At 64.1% G+C, this 14,765-nt stretch carries 16 protein-coding genes and 1 riboswitch; of the genes, 8 read left to right on the forward strand and 8 right to left on the reverse strand.

Annotation, left to right across the window (positions count from 1 at the left end; all coding sequences use genetic code 11):
* Nucleotides 1-98: 98 nt before the first annotated feature.
* Nucleotides 99-524 carry a metal-dependent transcriptional regulator gene (locus BN2154_RS09900; RefSeq protein WP_050618630.1) on the forward strand — a complete coding sequence of 142 codons (426 nt, stop codon included), beginning with the start codon at nt 99-101 and terminating at the stop codon, nt 522-524.
* Between the two features lie 50 nt (nt 525-574).
* On the opposite strand, the gene BN2154_RS09905 is transcribed toward BN2154_RS09900, so the two are convergent.
* Entirely contained in the window at nt 575-952 is a 378-nt protein-coding gene (locus tag BN2154_RS09905) for a RidA family protein (protein ID WP_050618631.1), read from the reverse strand.
* A gap of 152 nt (nt 953-1,104) precedes the next feature.
* On the opposite strand from BN2154_RS09905, the gene BN2154_RS09910 reads away from it, so the two are divergent.
* Complete coding sequence (locus tag BN2154_RS09910) at nt 1,105-1,755, forward strand: helix-turn-helix transcriptional regulator (RefSeq protein ID WP_050618632.1); 651 nt, start codon at nt 1,105-1,107, stop codon at nt 1,753-1,755.
* A 246-nt stretch (nt 1,756-2,001) separates the two neighbouring features.
* On the opposite strand, the gene BN2154_RS09915 is transcribed toward BN2154_RS09910, so the two are convergent.
* From BN2154_RS09915 to metK, 4 genes are read right to left on the reverse strand one after another with little or no spacing between them, the layout of a single operon-like run.
* Entirely contained in the window at nt 2,002-2,931 is a 930-nt protein-coding gene (locus BN2154_RS09915; RefSeq protein WP_368013989.1) for a Cof-type HAD-IIB family hydrolase, read from the reverse strand.
* Nucleotides 2,823-4,352: an O-antigen ligase family protein gene (locus BN2154_RS09920; RefSeq protein WP_050618634.1), complete on the reverse strand. Its 1,530-nt coding sequence runs from the start codon at nt 4,350-4,352 to the stop codon at nt 2,823-2,825. Before BN2154_RS09920 ends, BN2154_RS09915 begins: the two co-directional genes overlap by 109 nt.
* Nucleotides 4,353-4,361: 9 nt before the next feature.
* Nucleotides 4,362-5,387, reverse strand: coding sequence for a glycosyltransferase family 2 protein (locus BN2154_RS09925; RefSeq protein ID WP_050618635.1), 1,026 nt, complete (start codon nt 5,385-5,387; stop codon nt 4,362-4,364).
* Nucleotides 5,388-5,404: 17 nt separating this feature from the next.
* Nucleotides 5,405-6,592: a methionine adenosyltransferase gene (gene metK / locus BN2154_RS09930; protein ID WP_050618636.1), complete on the reverse strand. Its 1,188-nt coding sequence runs from the start codon at nt 6,590-6,592 to the stop codon at nt 5,405-5,407.
* Between the two features lie 101 nt (nt 6,593-6,693).
* A riboswitch (SAM riboswitch) is annotated at nt 6,694-6,793 on the reverse strand.
* Between the two features lie 187 nt (nt 6,794-6,980).
* On the opposite strand from metK, the gene BN2154_RS09935 reads away from it, so the two are divergent.
* The 3 genes from BN2154_RS09935 (at nt 6,981) to BN2154_RS09945 (ending at nt 8,542) form a co-directional block, all read left to right on the forward strand.
* Nucleotides 6,981-7,835: a rhomboid family intramembrane serine protease gene (locus BN2154_RS09935; RefSeq protein ID WP_368013990.1), complete on the forward strand. Its 855-nt coding sequence runs from the start codon at nt 6,981-6,983 to the stop codon at nt 7,833-7,835.
* Nucleotides 7,836-7,850: 15 nt separating this feature from the next.
* The gene (cdd, locus tag BN2154_RS09940) at nt 7,851-8,246 is read left to right on the forward strand and encodes a cytidine deaminase (protein WP_050618637.1); all 396 of its coding nucleotides are present in this window, start codon (nt 7,851-7,853) and stop codon (nt 8,244-8,246) included.
* Between the two features lie 83 nt (nt 8,247-8,329).
* A complete protein-coding gene (locus tag BN2154_RS09945; protein WP_050618638.1) occupies nt 8,330-8,542 on the forward strand; it encodes a DUF378 domain-containing protein in 213 nt (70 codons plus the stop codon).
* Nucleotides 8,543-8,583: 41 nt separating this feature from the next.
* Here the strand turns inward: BN2154_RS09945 and BN2154_RS09950 are convergent, their stop codons facing one another.
* From BN2154_RS09950 to BN2154_RS09960, 3 genes are read right to left on the reverse strand one after another with little or no spacing between them, the layout of a single operon-like run.
* Nucleotides 8,584-9,258, reverse strand: coding sequence for a hypothetical protein (locus tag BN2154_RS09950; protein ID WP_050618639.1), 675 nt, complete (start codon nt 9,256-9,258; stop codon nt 8,584-8,586).
* On the reverse strand, nt 9,255-9,956 hold the full coding sequence (locus BN2154_RS09955; protein WP_050618640.1) for an ABC transporter ATP-binding protein: 702 nt from the start codon (nt 9,954-9,956) through the stop codon (nt 9,255-9,257). Before BN2154_RS09955 ends, BN2154_RS09950 begins: the two co-directional genes overlap by 4 nt.
* A complete protein-coding gene (locus BN2154_RS09960) occupies nt 9,953-10,318 on the reverse strand; it encodes a GntR family transcriptional regulator (RefSeq protein ID WP_242853737.1) in 366 nt (121 codons plus the stop codon). Before BN2154_RS09960 ends, BN2154_RS09955 begins: the two co-directional genes overlap by 4 nt.
* A gap of 153 nt (nt 10,319-10,471) precedes the next feature.
* Between BN2154_RS09960 and BN2154_RS09965 the strand changes: the two genes are divergently transcribed.
* From BN2154_RS09965 to BN2154_RS09975, 3 genes are all read left to right on the forward strand, one after another.
* Complete coding sequence (locus BN2154_RS09965) at nt 10,472-10,735, forward strand: metal-sensing transcriptional repressor (protein ID WP_050618641.1); 264 nt, start codon at nt 10,472-10,474, stop codon at nt 10,733-10,735.
* A gap of 25 nt (nt 10,736-10,760) precedes the next feature.
* Nucleotides 10,761-13,292: a heavy metal translocating P-type ATPase gene (locus tag BN2154_RS09970; RefSeq protein ID WP_050618642.1), complete on the forward strand. Its 2,532-nt coding sequence runs from the start codon at nt 10,761-10,763 to the stop codon at nt 13,290-13,292.
* A gap of 90 nt (nt 13,293-13,382) precedes the next feature.
* A complete protein-coding gene (locus BN2154_RS09975) occupies nt 13,383-14,735 on the forward strand; it encodes an 8-oxoguanine deaminase (protein ID WP_050618643.1) in 1,353 nt (450 codons plus the stop codon).
* Nucleotides 14,736-14,765: the final 30 nt, after the last annotated feature.

Below are 14,765 nucleotides of genomic sequence, written 5' to 3' on the forward strand. Positions count from 1 at the left end.
CGCCCCAAGCCCTTGCCAGGCTACCCGGCCGTCCCTACGCCGTAAGGCGTATACCAAGGCGTGGGGCTATCTTATGCGGAAGGAGTCGAGCGGTGCCTATGGACGAGGAACCGGATTTTTACACACAGAAGGGCTACCAGATGCGCAGCGACAAGCCCGTAACCAGCGCCATGGAGGACTATCTGGAGATGATCTGCCGCCAGGCCAGAATGGAGGGCTATGCCCGCATCAACTTTCTGGCCCACCGTCTCAACGTGCGGCCCTCCTCCGCCTCCAAGATGGTCTACCAACTCCGGGAGCTGGGGCTGGTCTCCTTCGAAAAGTACGGTCTGATCCGCCCCACGGAGGAGGGGGCCGCTCTGGGGGACTACCTGCTCCACCGCCACGACCAGCTCCATCGCTTTTTCTGCTGGGTCAACGGCACCACCGACGAGCTGGAGCAAGTGGAGCAGGTGGAGCACTACATCAACGAGACCACCCTGCGCAATCTGGCCGCGCTGATGGACCGGCTGGACATTCCCTGAGCGCGAAAAGCCGCCTGCGGAACTTCCGCAGGCGGCTTTGGGCCTGTTTTTTACTTGCAGGCGACGCACTCAATCTCCACCAGGGCGTCCTTGGGGAGGCGGGCTACCTCCACGGCAGCCCGGGCGGGGCAGTCAGAGGTAAAGAACTGGCCGTATACCTCGTTCATGGCGGCAAAGTCGTTCATGTCCTTCAGGAACACGCCCACGCGCACCACGTCGGCCAGCGTCATGCCTGCGGCCTCCACAATGTGCTTCACGTTGGTCAGAGACTGGCGGGTCTGACTGGCAATGTCGCTGCCGGGAAATGCGCCGGTGGCGGGGTCCAGGGGGAGCTGGCCGGAAACAAAGAGCATGCCGTTGGCCTTTACGCCCTGGGAATAAGGACCGATGGCGCCAGGGGCTCCAGTGGTGCTGATGATCTCACGCATGGTGATAATCTCCTTCCATATAATAAATTTTTCTCAATGTCGCTGTCCGTAGCATAAACCGTTTTCCCTGTAATGTCAATCTTTTTCTTTTTCCTTGCTTTTCATATAATAAAGTTTTATTATATTTACAAAAGGAAGGACGAGGTGTCACGATGGATTGGAAAAAGCGCTGGACCGCGCTGGCGGAGTTTCTGGGCCAGGCGCTGGGGTCTGATTACGAGATTGCAGTGCATGATTTTACCGGAGAGGAGCCCCGGCTTCTGGCCCTGGTCAATCCCCAGGTCAGCGGCCGGGCTCAGAACGCTCCCCCCAGCAACCTTGCCCTGGACTTCTGGCGCAGCCGGACCTTTGAGGGCTCTGACGGCCGAACCGGCTACCGGGGCGTATCCGCCTCCGGCGAGGCGCTGCGCTGCTCCACCTTTTTCATCAAGGACGACGGGGATGCGCTGCTGGGAATGCTGTGCATCAACTTTGCCTCCGGGCGGTACGACGCCTTTGCCCGGTCGGTCACCGCCTTTCTGGAGGAGGCCGGCCGTCTCTCCCCCGCCGACCCCGAAGCGCCGGTGGAGTTCTTCTCCGCCTCGGTGGAGCAGGTCTTTGAACGGGCGGTGGGCCGGCTTTTCGGCGGCTCCGGCCGTCCCGCCCGCCTGACGCAGGCCCAGAAGCGTGTCCTCGTCCGCCTGCTGGACCAGGAGGGCGTCTTCCGGCTCAAGGGCTCCGCGGCGGAGGTGGCGCGGCTCATGGGGGCCTCCCCCGCCAGCGTGTACCGCTATCTGACCGAGACGCGCCGCACACGGGACTGAGCTTCGACCTTTTTCGGGGGATTTTTCGTCTCTCCCGCGTTATGGTGAGATCATCCCATACGCAGAGGAGGCGTCGCTGTGAGACACCGGCTCACCGTTTTCTGGGCGGCCTTGGTATTGATTGGCCTGCTCACCGGCCTGCTGCTGGCCGCCGGCGGTTCCTTTCGGCCCTCCAGGCCGGAGGGCCGCGCTTCCTTCGGTGATCTAAAAAGCACCCCCGGCTCGTCGGAGCCGGGGGTGCCTCTTTCATCGTCCGAAGAACCGCTCCAGACAGGCGCGGACGGCGTCTTCCTCATTGCTGCAGACGACGAAGTCGGCCGCCGCCCGGAGCGCCGGGTCGGCATTGGACACCGCCACGCCGGTGCCGGCGTATTGGAGCATCTCCAGGTCGTTCATGGCGTCGCCCAGGGCCACCACCTGCTCCCGCGGCACGCCGATGCGCTCCAACAGCAGCTTCAGCGCCGCACCCTTGGACACCTCCAGCGGCAGGATCTCCAGATAGGTGTCCTCGGAAAAAACAATGCGGGCCAGCCCCTCCACCCGGGGGCGCAGGAAAGCCTCCACCTCCAGCATATAGGCGTGGGTCTGGGTGAGCAGCACCTTGTTCCACGGCCGCTCCGCCGTCTCCACCGTGGCGGGCAGGGCGGGGCGCTTCTCCCGGGCCATCAGGTCCTCGATGTTGGCGTTGGTCCGCAGGGCGTAAAAGCCGTCCAGTCCGCTGTAGACCGCAGCCCCCATCTCGGGAAAACGCTCCATCAGCTCGGCCACCAGACGCTCCAGCCCTGCCGGGAGGGGATGGCGGTAGAAGATCTCTCCGGTGTGCAGGTCGCAGACCAGACCGCCGTTGCCCGCGATCACCGGCGCGTTGAGATAGGGCAGCAGCTCCGGGAACGCCCGGATGGCCGCCGGGGCCCGCCCGGAGGCCACGGTAAAAAGGCCGCCGCCCGCCACATGGCGGGCGATGGCCTCCAGATTGGCCCTACTGATGGAGGAGTCCTCCCGGAGCAGAGTATGGTCCATGTCGGAAATCAGGAGTCTGGGGACAGCTTGCACGGTCAGGTCCTCCGTTACTTGGATTTCTTCGCCAGCTTGACGCCCGAGAGCATCACGGCAAATACGAACCAGAACACCACCATGACTCTGGGATAATTCCAGATGTAGTCGGCGATGCCGCACACCAGGATACCCGCCATGGAGGCCGCCCCGCCGATGGTGACCATCCGCACGGGGGCGGGACAGCCGGGCATTTTGACGGACTTGGCGGCGGCCTTGATCCCCGCCAGCAGGGCGGCGACAAAGCAGGCGATCCCCAGCAGGCCCGTCTCCAGCCACACCTGCAGATAGATGTCGTGGGCGTGGACAAAGGGGGCGGTGCCATGGTACAGGTTCAGGTCGGCCACCGCCTTGCGGACCACGTCGGTGCCCAGCCCGGCGCCCCGGATGGGCCGCGCCCGGATGAGCCGCAGGGCGGCCTCATACAGGGGAAAGCGGCTGGAGGTAGAGGTGTCCTTGAGGTTGAAGATGGTCAGGATGCGGTTGAAAATGGTGTCGGGCAGCAGGGGCAGGGCCAGCAGGCCCAGCAGGAGAAAGGCCGGAATGAGCCTGCGGTTCCATAGGAATACAAAGACGGCGGCGGCCGCGACCAGACCGATCCAACTGGCCCGGGCGTAAGTCATGCCTATGGCCAGGGCCCCCAGCCCCAGGGCGATCAGAGCTCCCAAGCGCCCCCAGCCGGTACGGCTGCCCAGCAGCAGGGCCACGCCAAGGGGGATGAGCAGTACCAGCACCTGTGCGAAGGCGTTGGGATTGTCAAACACGGCGTACACCCGGCCGGGCATCCCCTCGTTGAGGAGGGCGTCCACATAGGAGTAGTTGACCTCCACACCCTGGATGCGCTGATAGACCGCGTAAAGTCCGGTGCCGGCCATGGCCAGGCTGGCCATACCGGCCAGCCGCAGGAGCTGCTCGGTCCGCTCCACGGCGCTGACCGTCACGACCACGCACAGCATGCACGTGAGGTGGAAAAACAAAAAGCGCAGGGACAGAGCCGAGGAGTAGGACACCGGCCAAGCCAGACAGACGGCGAAGGCAAAGCACAGGGCGTAGGGCCCCACGCTCTTGAAGTCCAGCCGGAGGTTCCGGTTCCGCATCCCCCCCGCCAGGAAGAGCAGGAGCATCAGGACATATCCCATCAGGCTGTAGCGGTTGTCCCAGTGCTCATAGGGGATGATGAGGATGCCGGCCATCAGCCAGCCGATGGCCGCGGGGACCTGCTCGCCCATGGAGAAGGCCAGCAGAGCAAAGAAGCTGTTGTCAAAGACCGGCTTTGCCTTCCGGTAGATCCAGTGGAGCAGGGCGGCCGGCAGGTTGACCGCCGTCTCCGCCACCGTGCAGGCCAGGCTGCTCCGCCAGGCTCTCGGCAGGGTCCCGTCCCGGGTGAGGAAGGTCATGACCGCGCTGCCGTGAAAGAGGCGGGTCCATCCACGGGACAGGGCGGTCAGCCCCCGGTGGACGGCGCTGCCCTCATACCAGCGGCAGAGCACATACCACAGGCGCAGCAGCAGCCCGCCGACCAGGCTGTTTTCGAAAATCACCATAAGTGGGCCTCACTTTCCCCGATTTTTGACGGTATACAGCAGGGTCAGCAGCCAAAACTGCCGCTTGCAGACCAGGTCCGCCACCATCTGTTTGTTCCTGCCCAGGCCCTGGGGCCGGATGGAGCGGATGGCGTGGGCCATATCGGGCTCCATGGTGAAGGCCTCCACCCGGCGGCGCTTGTCCCGGGAGGCGGCGGGGTTTCCCGGGGCATACTCGTTGCCGATGGCGATGAGCAGCCCCGCCCAGCAGGTGCTGTCCGCCCATCCGGGATCATCCTTCTCCAGGCCGTACCGGTGGACCAGGGCCCGTTTGGCCTCCAGAAATGTTCGAAACGTGTCCATATAGTCGGGCAGGTAATTCCGGGTCACCGAGGCCGGGTTGTGCAGGTAGTAATACAGCGGCTCGTCCAGCACCACCAGCCTCTCCGCCAGGCAAAAATACTCCATCAGGAAGAGTTCGTCCTCCAGATAGGCCCCGGCAAAACGGATGTCATGGGCGGCAATGATGTCCCGGCGGAACAAAAACCGCCAGATAAAACCGTTGAGCACCTCGCCGGGCCGGCCCAGCCGCTGCCCCAGCAGCCGGTCCACAATGCCGCGCCGGAATTCCTCCCGGCCGTACACCCCGGCGGGCATGGCGGCGGGCTCCGCCCACCGGCGCCCCCCCGGCTCCACATTCCAGTGGGCGCATCCGGCGGAGTCGGCTCCCGCCTCCTCCAGCGCCGTCCACAGGCGCTCAAAGGCCTTCGCGTCGATCCAGTCGTCGGCGTCAATGAAGAAGAGATACTCCCCCCGGGCCTCCCGCATCCCCAGGTTCCGGGCGGAGGAGACCCCGCCGTTGCCCTTGTGGAACACCCGCACCCGAGGGTCCCGGGCGGCGTATTCGTCGCAGAGCCGCCCGCTCTTGTCCGGGGACCCGTCGTCCACCAGCAGCAGCTCCCAGTCCTGGAAGGTCTGGGCAAAAACCGACTCCACGCATGTGGGGAGCACGGCCTCCGCCCGGTAGACCGGCACAATAATGGAAATTTTGGGCATGCACAGCCCTCCGATCCTTACTTCAGATACTGCTTCAGCGTCTCCGCCCGGTCGGTCCGCTCCCAGGGCAGGTCGATGTCCGTGCGGCCGAAGTGGCCGTAAGCGGCGGTCTGCTCATAGATGGGACGGCGCAGATCCAGGTCCCGGATGATGGCCGCGGGGCGCAGGTCGAAGTGCTTGTCCACGATCTGCGCCAGCGCCTCGTCCTCCAGCCGTCCGGTGCCGAAGGTGTCCACCAGCACGGACACCGGATGAGCCACGCCGATGGCGTAGGCCAGCTCGATCTGGCACTTCCGGGCCAGTCCGGCAGCCACCAGGTTCTTGGCCGCGTACCGGGCCATATAGGCGGCCGAGCGGTCCACCTTAGTGGGGTCCTTGCCGGAGAAGCAGCCGCCGCCGTGGCTGGCGGAGCCGCCGTAGGTGTCCACGATGATCTTCCGGCCGGTGAGGCCGGTGTCGCCCACCGGGCCGCCCACCACGAAGCGGCCGGTGGGGTTGACGTAGATCTTGGTCTCCTTGTCGATAAAACGGGCGGGGATGACGGGCCGGATGATGGTCTCGGTGACTGCCTCCCGCAGGTCCTTGAGGGCAATGTCCGGGTCGTGCTGGGTGGAGACCACGATGGCGGGGCAGCGCAGCACGCTGCCGTCGGCGTCATACTCCACGGTGACCTGGCTCTTGCCGTCGGGGCGCAGCCAGGTGAGCTCGCCGCTCTTGCGCGCCTCGGTCAGGCGGCGGCAGAGCTGGTGGGCCATGGAGATGGGCGCGGGCATCAGCTCGGCGGTCTCGTCGCAGGCATAGCCGAACATCATACCCTGGTCGCCGGCCCCCACCAGGTCCAGGGGGTCGGAGTCGCCGCCCTGCTGTACCTCATAGGACTGGTTGACGCCCATGGCGATGTCGGGGGACTGCTCGTCGATGGCGGTCATAACGGCGCAGGAGCGGTAATCGAAGCCGTAGGCCGGGTCGGTGTAGCCGATGCGCTGCACGGTCTTCCGGGCAATGGCGGGGATGTCGGTGTAGTGGGAGGTGGTGATCTCGCCCATGACCACGATCATGCCGGTGGTGGTGAAGGTCTCACAGGCCACATGGGCGGTGGGATCGCTGGCCAGGATATCGTCCAGAACGGCGTCGGAAATCTGGTCGCATACCTTGTCGGGATGCCCCTCGGTAACGGACTCAGAGGTAAATACGCGATGACTCATAGTGTTGTTCCATTCCTTTCTCTTGTCGGGAAGTCCGCCCGGCCGCCGGACGATGGGCACAAAAAATGCGCTCCATGGTCCAACGGAGCGCACGAACTTCATCCTCATCTTTCGAACACTGCCGCCGGATTTGGCACCTTGCGGAACACCACAGGTTGCCGGGCTTCATCGGGCCGTTCCCTCCGCCACTCTCGATAAGGTTATTCTGTTGTGCTCTTCATTATAGCCGCAGGCATCCCCGATGTCAAGGCAACGGACTGGAATGTATTTTACCATATTTGCAAAAGTGTCGTAAAGAGATATCCTGCAAAGTTTACAAATTCTTATAGACTTCCCCGCGGAATACGGGTAGAATATGTCATACACGAAACATGAGGAGGTCCTGTCCTTGCGCTCCTTCGATTCCTGGCTCGACCGGTTCTGCGCCAAGCACCGCAATCTGGCCGTCCCCAACCTGATGCTCTACATCGTCATCGGCAATGTGATCGTCTTCGTGCTGGACATGTTCAGCCGTTATTCCTTCTCCCATATGCTGACCTTCGTGCCCTACTATATCTTCCATGGGCAGATCTGGCGGCTGGTGACCTTTATCTTCGTCCCGGAGGGCAGCAATTTGCTCTTCGTGGCTATCTCCCTCTATTTTTACTACTTCATCGGCAATGCCCTGGAGCGGGAGTGGGGCTCCGCCCGCTTCACCGTATTTTACGGCATCGGCGTGCTGGTCAACATCGCGGTGGGCCTGGTGCTCTCCTTCCTCTATGGGCTGAACTACCCCTGGCCCGTGGTGAGCATGTACTATATCAACATGTCCCTCTTCTTCGCCTTTGCCGCCCTTTACCCGGACCTACAGGTGCTGCTCTTCTTTATCATTCCCGTGAAGGTGAAGTGGCTGGCCTGGATCGACGCCGCCTTCTTCGCTTGGAGCATCCTCTCCAGCTTGTTCCATCTGAACTGGGTGGGCGTGGTGCTGCCCGTCGTGGCCATCCTCAACTTCCTGCTCTTCTTCTCCTCCGACGCCGCCCGTATCTTTGGCCGGGTAAGGCACCGCACCTCCCGCCAGACCATCAACTTTAAAAAAGCGACGAAGGAGGCCAAAAAGGACAAGGGCTATCTCCATAAATGCGCCGTCTGCGGCATCACCGACGCCGACGACCCCAACATGGAGTTCCGCTACTGCTCCAAGTGCAGCGGCTACTACTGCTACTGCATGGACCACATCAACAACCACGTGCATATTCAGTGAAGGAGGCGTTTTTCCATGACCGACCGTGAGCTGGTGGATCAGGCCATCAAAATGCTGGACTACTCCTATGTGCCCTATTCCAAATTCCCCGTGGGCGCCGCGCTGGAGTGCGCTGACGGCAGTGTGTTCACCGGCTGCAACGTGGAGAACGCAGCTTTCGGCGACACCATCTGCGCCGAGCGCACCGCTGTGGTGAAGGCGGTCAGCGAGGGCCACCGGGATGATTTTATCCGCATCGCCATCGCCGGACATTCCGCCGACTACTGCTGGCCCTGCGGCTCCTGCCGCCAGGTGCTCTTTGAGTTCGCTCCCGACCTGGAGGTCCTCATCGCCAAGGAGGGCGGCGACTTCGTGAAGCTGTCCCTGCGGGAGCTGCTTGCCCACGGCTTTGGCCCCAAGGCCCTGCTGTGATTCCCGCTGGATCGTGTCTTGTATAAAGCCTTCTCATTTCGGTTATCCTATCACCGGATACCCAAAATGAGGAGGTTTTTTCCATGATCATGGATAAGATCGCTCTGATTCTGGCCATCATCGGCGGCCTGAATTGGGGCAGCATCGGCATCTTCGGCTTTGACCTGGTCGCCTTCCTGTTCGGTGGCTCCAGCAGCGCCATCAGCCGTGTGATCTACACCCTGGTGGGCCTGGCCGCGCTCTGGTGCATCTCCCTGCTGTTCCGGGACACCGACACCGTGGACGAGCGGGCCTGAGCATAGAAAATCCGCGCCCGGCTGGGCGCGGATTTTTTCTGTCATTCCGCCTTTTTCTCCAGCAGCCAGCCACTCAGGGGCAGGCCGATCAGCACCGCTCCCGCGCCCACCAGGGGCAGCGGTAGGGGGAATATCCACCAGATGCACCAGCCCATCCCAGTCACGGCAGCCGCATTGCCGACTGCCCGCGCCAGGCTCGCCCGGTGCCGGTTGACGCCGCTTTTGGCGGTCAGCGCTATGGTGAGGGCCAGTATATAAACCCCCAGGCTCATCACCCAGATCGAGAGGACCCCCCTCCATCCGATCCAGTGCGCCAGGCGCGTCACCCGGTCCGCCCCGTCGGCAAACAGCTTGGGCCAAATTGTGGCGATCTGCTCCATGCACCTCCGGAAGAAGACCTGCTGGATTCCCGCCGCCGCGGCCAGCACCAGGGCCCAGCACAGAACCCGGCCCCCGATGGACTGCCAGGCCGCCCGGCCGCTGGTCCGCTCCAGTGCAAAGGCCCCGCTGTAGGGCCACTGCATCGCCCGACAGACTGCCAGGACCGTACAGAAAACCAAAAGCGCACTCAGAATCACAGGGACTCCATTCCCGTTCCAGCTTCGCGCTGCGTTCCAGCCATAGGCCAGCCCGAAAATCAAAACAAGAATACCGCCAGGGCCTGCCAACTCCGACTGCAGAAATTCCCATTTGCAGCATTTCCAGAGCGCTCTCATGTCGTCCCTCCTCCAAACACCGCCATATAATGCTCCTCCACCGACCGGCCATACCGCGCCCGGATCTCCTCGGCGGCCTCGTGGAGAATCACCCGTCCACCCCGCAGGAACAGCACGTCGTCCAGAATGGGCTCAATATCGTGGACCAGATGGGTGGCCATCAGGACCGTCCGGTCCTCTTCCAGAAACGCCATGACCTCATTCAGAATGCGGGCCCGTTCCACCGGGTCCACGCCCCCCAGGGGCTCGTCCAGCAGATAGACGTCGGCCTCCCGGGCCAGCAGCATCCCCAGGTCCAGCCGCTCCGCCTGCCCCTTGGACAGCTCACTTACCTTCCGGTCCCAGGGCAGGCCCCCCGCAACCTGGCGCAGGCGCGGCTCGCTCGCCCCCGGGAACAGGTCCCGGTACCACTTTACCGCCGTTTCGACCTTCATCTCCCCGGGCAGCAGGCTGTGGTCCGCCATGTAGGCGATGCGGGGCCGCAGCCGCCGTGTCACCGGCTCTCCCCGCAGGGTGACGGTCCCCTGGTCGGGCCGCAGCACCCCCGCCAAGGTCTTCAGCAGCGTGGACTTCCCCGCCCCGTTGGGGCCCAGCAGGCCCACGATACGGCCACTCTCCAGGCTAAACGAGCACCCATCCAGCGCCATGCTGCCGCCCATGTGCTTGGAAAGGCCGCTCACCTCCAGTATTCGGCTCATTCCTCTCCCTCCCGTTTCAGTCTGGCCTCCGCCTCCGCCCTGCCAAAGCCCAGGCCCGCCATACCCTCCAGATAAGCCTGGGCCAGACCCCGGGCCATCTCCTCCCGGAGGGCTTCCAGCCGCTCCCGGTCCTCGGTGACAAAGGAGCCGATCCCCCGCCGGGTGACCAGCAGGCCCTCCCGCTCCAGTTCGGCGCAGGCGCGCTGCATCGTATTCAGGTTGATCCCGTACCGGGCCGCCAGAGCCCGGACCGAGTCCACCCGCCCCCCGGCCGGCAGGGCCCCGGCAGCCATGTCCCGCTTCATGTCCCCCATCACCTGGAGATAAATGGGGATGCTGGCGGAAAACTGCACTGCTCTCACCGCTCTCCATAGTGTTCTACCTATATAATACACTATAACATAAGTTTGTCAAGAAAAGAGGGCTTGACAAGGACACCCCCCCGGGGTATTATAAAAACACTCCCCACCCCAGGGGGGTATACTTATCCAATTAAACTTTGGGAGGGCATCCCTATGATGGCAGATCAGAAAACCGTCCTGCGCCTTTTAAAGACCGCCCGGGGACAGATGGACGGCATCATCAAGATGGTGGAGGAGGACCGCTACTGCATCGACATCTCCACCCAGGTCATGGCCGCCGAGGCCATGCTCAACCGGGCCAACCAGGAGATTTTGGCCGCGCATCTCAAGCATTGCGTCAAGACCGCCTCCACGGAAGCGGAACGGGAGCAAAAAATTGACGAATTGATTGGAATGTTGGGCAAGCTGTTAAAATAAGTACCGTTTTTAAGCGAGGTGTCCTATGAAGCAAAAATTTACCGTCACCGGCATGACCTGCTCGGCCTGCTCGGCCCACGTGACCAAGGCCGTGGAGAAGTTGCCTGGGGTCTCGTCGGTGAACGTCAACCTGCTGGGCGGCTCCATGCTGGTGGAGTACGACCCCCAGTCGGAATCCCCCGACGCTATCATCGCGGCGGTGGACGCCGCCGGATACGGGGCCTCCCTCCCCGCCGCGGGCGGGACAAAGGCCGCCGCCTCCGTCCAGGGGCAGGTCCCCTCCATGGAGGCCGAGCTGGCGGGCATGAAACGCCGCTTTACCGTCTCGCTGGCGTTCCTCATCCCCCTGTTCTATCTCGCCATGGGTCATATGATGGGCTGGCCCCTTCCTCATTTCTTCCACGATCCGGGCAACGCCCTGCTGGTGGCCCTGATCCAGTTCCTGCTGGTGCTGCCCATCCTGTATATCAACGACAAATACTACCGGGTGGGTTTTCAGGCGCTGCTCCGCGGGGCCCCGAACATGGACTCTCTCATTGCGGTGGGCTCCGCCGCCGCCGTGATCTACGGCGTGGCCGCCCTCTTCCAGATCGGCTGGGGACTGGGCCATGGGGACGCCGACCGGGTAGCCCGGTGGTCCATGGACCTGTACTTTGAGTCGGCCGGCATGATCCTCACCCTCATCACCCTGGGCAAATTTCTGGAGACCCGCTCCAAGGGCAAAACCAGCGAGGCCATCGGTCGTCTGATGGACCTGGCCCCCAAAACGGCCACCGTTGTGCGGGACGGTTCCGAGACGGAGGTGCCGGTGGAGGATGTGGTGGTGGGCGATCTCATTGTGGTACGCCCCGGGCAGTCCCTCCCCGTGGACGGCGTCGTCACGGACGGGGCGTCCTCTGTGGATGAGTCCGCCCTCACCGGCGAGTCCATCCCCGTGGAGAAGGGCCCCGGCGACCGGGTGGCGGCCGCATCCATCAACAAGTCGGGCTCCTTCACCTTCCGGGCCACCCGGGTGGGCGAGGACACCACCCTGGCCCAGATGATCGCCCTGGTGGACGAGGCCGCCTCCTCCAAGGCCCCCATCGCCAAGCTGGCCGACCAGGTGGCCGGGGTCTTCGTCCCCGTGGTCATGGCCATCGCCCTGGTCACTGCCGTGGTTTGGCTCATCGCCACCGGCGGTGACATCACCCGGGCCCTGACCGCAGGCGTATCCGTGCTGGTCATCTCCTGCCCCTGCGCCCTGGGCCTGGCCACTCCCGTGGCCATCCTGGTGGGTACCGGCAAGGGCGCGGAAAACGGCATTCTCGTCAAATCCGCCGAGGCGCTGGAGACCCTGCACACCGTGCAGACCGTGGTGCTGGACAAGACCGGCACCGTCACCCAGGGCAAGCCCCGGGTCACCGACCTCTACCCCCACGAGGGCGTCACCACGGAGGAGCTGCTGTGCATCGCCGCCTCCCTGGAAAAACCCTCGGAGCACCCGCTGGCGGAGGCCATCGTGGCTGAGGCGCAGGAGCGCGCCATCCCCCTGGCGCCGGTGAAGGACTTCCAGGCCGTCCACGGCCGGGGCGTCCAGGCGGAGATCCAGGGGGCCCGCTATCTGGCGGGCAACCGGGCCATGCTGGAGGAGCACGGCGTGGAATTGGGGGCCGACCGGCTCATTGCCGACGGCCTGGCGGAAAACGGCAGGACCCCGCTGTACTTTGCCGGGGACGGCAAGCTGCTGGGCATCATCGCCGTGGCCGACACGGTGAAGCCCACCAGCGCCCAGGCCATCCAGGGGTTCCGGGACCTGGGGCTGGACGTGGTAATGCTCACCGGCGACAATCGGCGCACCGCCGAGGCCATCGGCCGGGAGCTGGGCGTCACCCAGGTCATTGCCGAGGTGCTGCCCCAGGACAAGGAAAAGGTGGTCTCCCGGCTCCAGCAGGAGGGGAAACGGGTGGCCATGGTGGGCGACGGCATCAACGACGCCCCTGCCCTGGCCCGGTCCGACGTGGGACTGGCCATCGGAGCAGGCACCGATGTGGCCATCGAGTCCGCCGACATCGTGCTGATGAAGAGCGACCTGCTGGACGCGGTGACGGCGGTGGAGCTCTCCAGGGCCACCATCCGCAACGTGAAGGAGAACCTCTTCTGGGCCTTCCTCTATAACACCATCGGCATCCCCCTGGCGGCCGGGGTCTTTTTCCCCGTGCTGGGGTGGCAGCTCAACCCCATGTTCGCTGCCGCCGCCATGAGCCTCAGTTCCGTCAGCGTGGTATCCAACGCCCTGCGGCTCAAGCTGTTCCAGCCCAGGCACAAGGCCGCCGCTTCCCCGAAAACCCAATCAAAAACCGAAAAGGAGGTGTATGTTATGGAACGGACGCTCACCATCGAGGGTATGATGTGCCAGCACTGCGCGGCCCACGTCACCAAGGCCCTGAACGCCCTCCCCGGCGTCACCGCCACGGTGGACCTGGACGCCAAGACCGCCACTGTCACTGGCAGCGCCGACGACGCAGCCCTGAAAAAGGCCGTGGAGGACGCGGGCTATCAGGTGACCACCATCTCCTGATTCCCGAACGCGCCGGAGGCAAAGCCTCCGGCGCTTCCTTTTTGCCGCCGGATATGCTATGATGAAGCAAAAGGGAAAGGAGGCTCGCCCATGTCCACCCTGCTCGTGAAAAATGCCCGGTATATCGTCTCCTGCGACGACCAAGACACCCTCTACGAACGGGTCCATCTCTTTGTAGAAGACGGCGTCATCTCCTCCATCGGCCCCCAGCTCCGCCAGGCGGACCAGGTCATCGACGCGGCCCATATGGTGGTCTACCCCGGCCTCATCAACACCCATCACCACCTCTATCAGATCTTCTCCCGCAACCTGCCCGAGGTGCAGCGCATGGAGCTCTTCCCCTGGCTGGTCACCCTCTATGAGGTGTGGAAAAACCTGGACGAGGAGGTGGTCACCTGGTCCTCTCTCACCGGCCTGGGCGAGCTGCTCAAGACTGGGTGCACCACCTGCTTTGACCACCACTATGTCTTTCCCCAAAGCGGCGGCGACCTGATCGCCGCTCAGTTCCGGGCGGCCGCCCGGCTGGGTATCCGTCTGGTGGCCTCCCGGGGGTCCATGGATCTGTCCCAAAAGGACGGCGGCCTGCCCCCGGATTCGGTGGTTCAGACCATCGACGAGATTCTGGCCGACTCCGAGCGGCTGGTGCGGGTGTGGCACGACCCTGCGCCCTATTCCATGCGCCAGGTGGTGCTGGCCCCCTGCTCCCCCTTCTCGGTCTCCGGCGACCTGCTGCGGGAGTCCGCCGATCTGGCCCGTTCCCTGGGGGTGCGGCTGCACACCCACGTGGCCGAGACCCGGGACGAGGAGCAGTTCACCCTGGAAAAGTACGGCCTGCGGCCCCTGGCCTATCTGCACTCCCTGGGCTGGACCGGCCCCGACGTCTGGTACGCCCACGGCATCTGGTTCAACGACGCCGAACTGCGCCTGCTGGCCGACACCGGTACCGGCGTGGCCCACTGCCCCGCCTCCAACATGAAGCTGGCCTCCGGGGTATGCCGGGTGCCGGAGATGCGCAAGCTGGGGGTCCCGGTGGGCCTGGCTGTGGACGGCGCCGCCTCCAACGACGGCTCCAGCCTGCTGGAGGAGATGCGGGTATGCTATCTGCTCCACCGCCTCCACTCCAGCGCCGCCGCCCCTACCGGCTACGACGTGCTGAAGATGGCCACCCGTGGCTCCGCCCGGCTGCTGGGCCGGGACGACCTGGGCCAGCTCGCCCCCGGCAAAGCCGCCGACTTCTTCCTCGTCAACCTGGAACGGCTGGGACTGGTGGGCGCCCAGTTCGATCCCATGTCCATGCTGGGCACCGTGGGCTTTCCGGGCAGCGTGGACTACACCGTAGTGGGCGGCGTCCCCGTGGTCCAACAGGGTGAGCTGACCACCATGGACGAGACCGAGCTGGTGCTCAAAGCCAATCAGGTGGTCCGCCGGTACTTGGGCCGATAACGGTATCATTGGGAAAAAAGCGTGACCTTT

Source organism: Intestinimonas massiliensis (ex Afouda et al. 2020) (assembly GCF_001244995.1).
GTDB lineage: Bacteria > Bacillota > Clostridia > Oscillospirales > Oscillospiraceae > Intestinimonas > Intestinimonas massiliensis.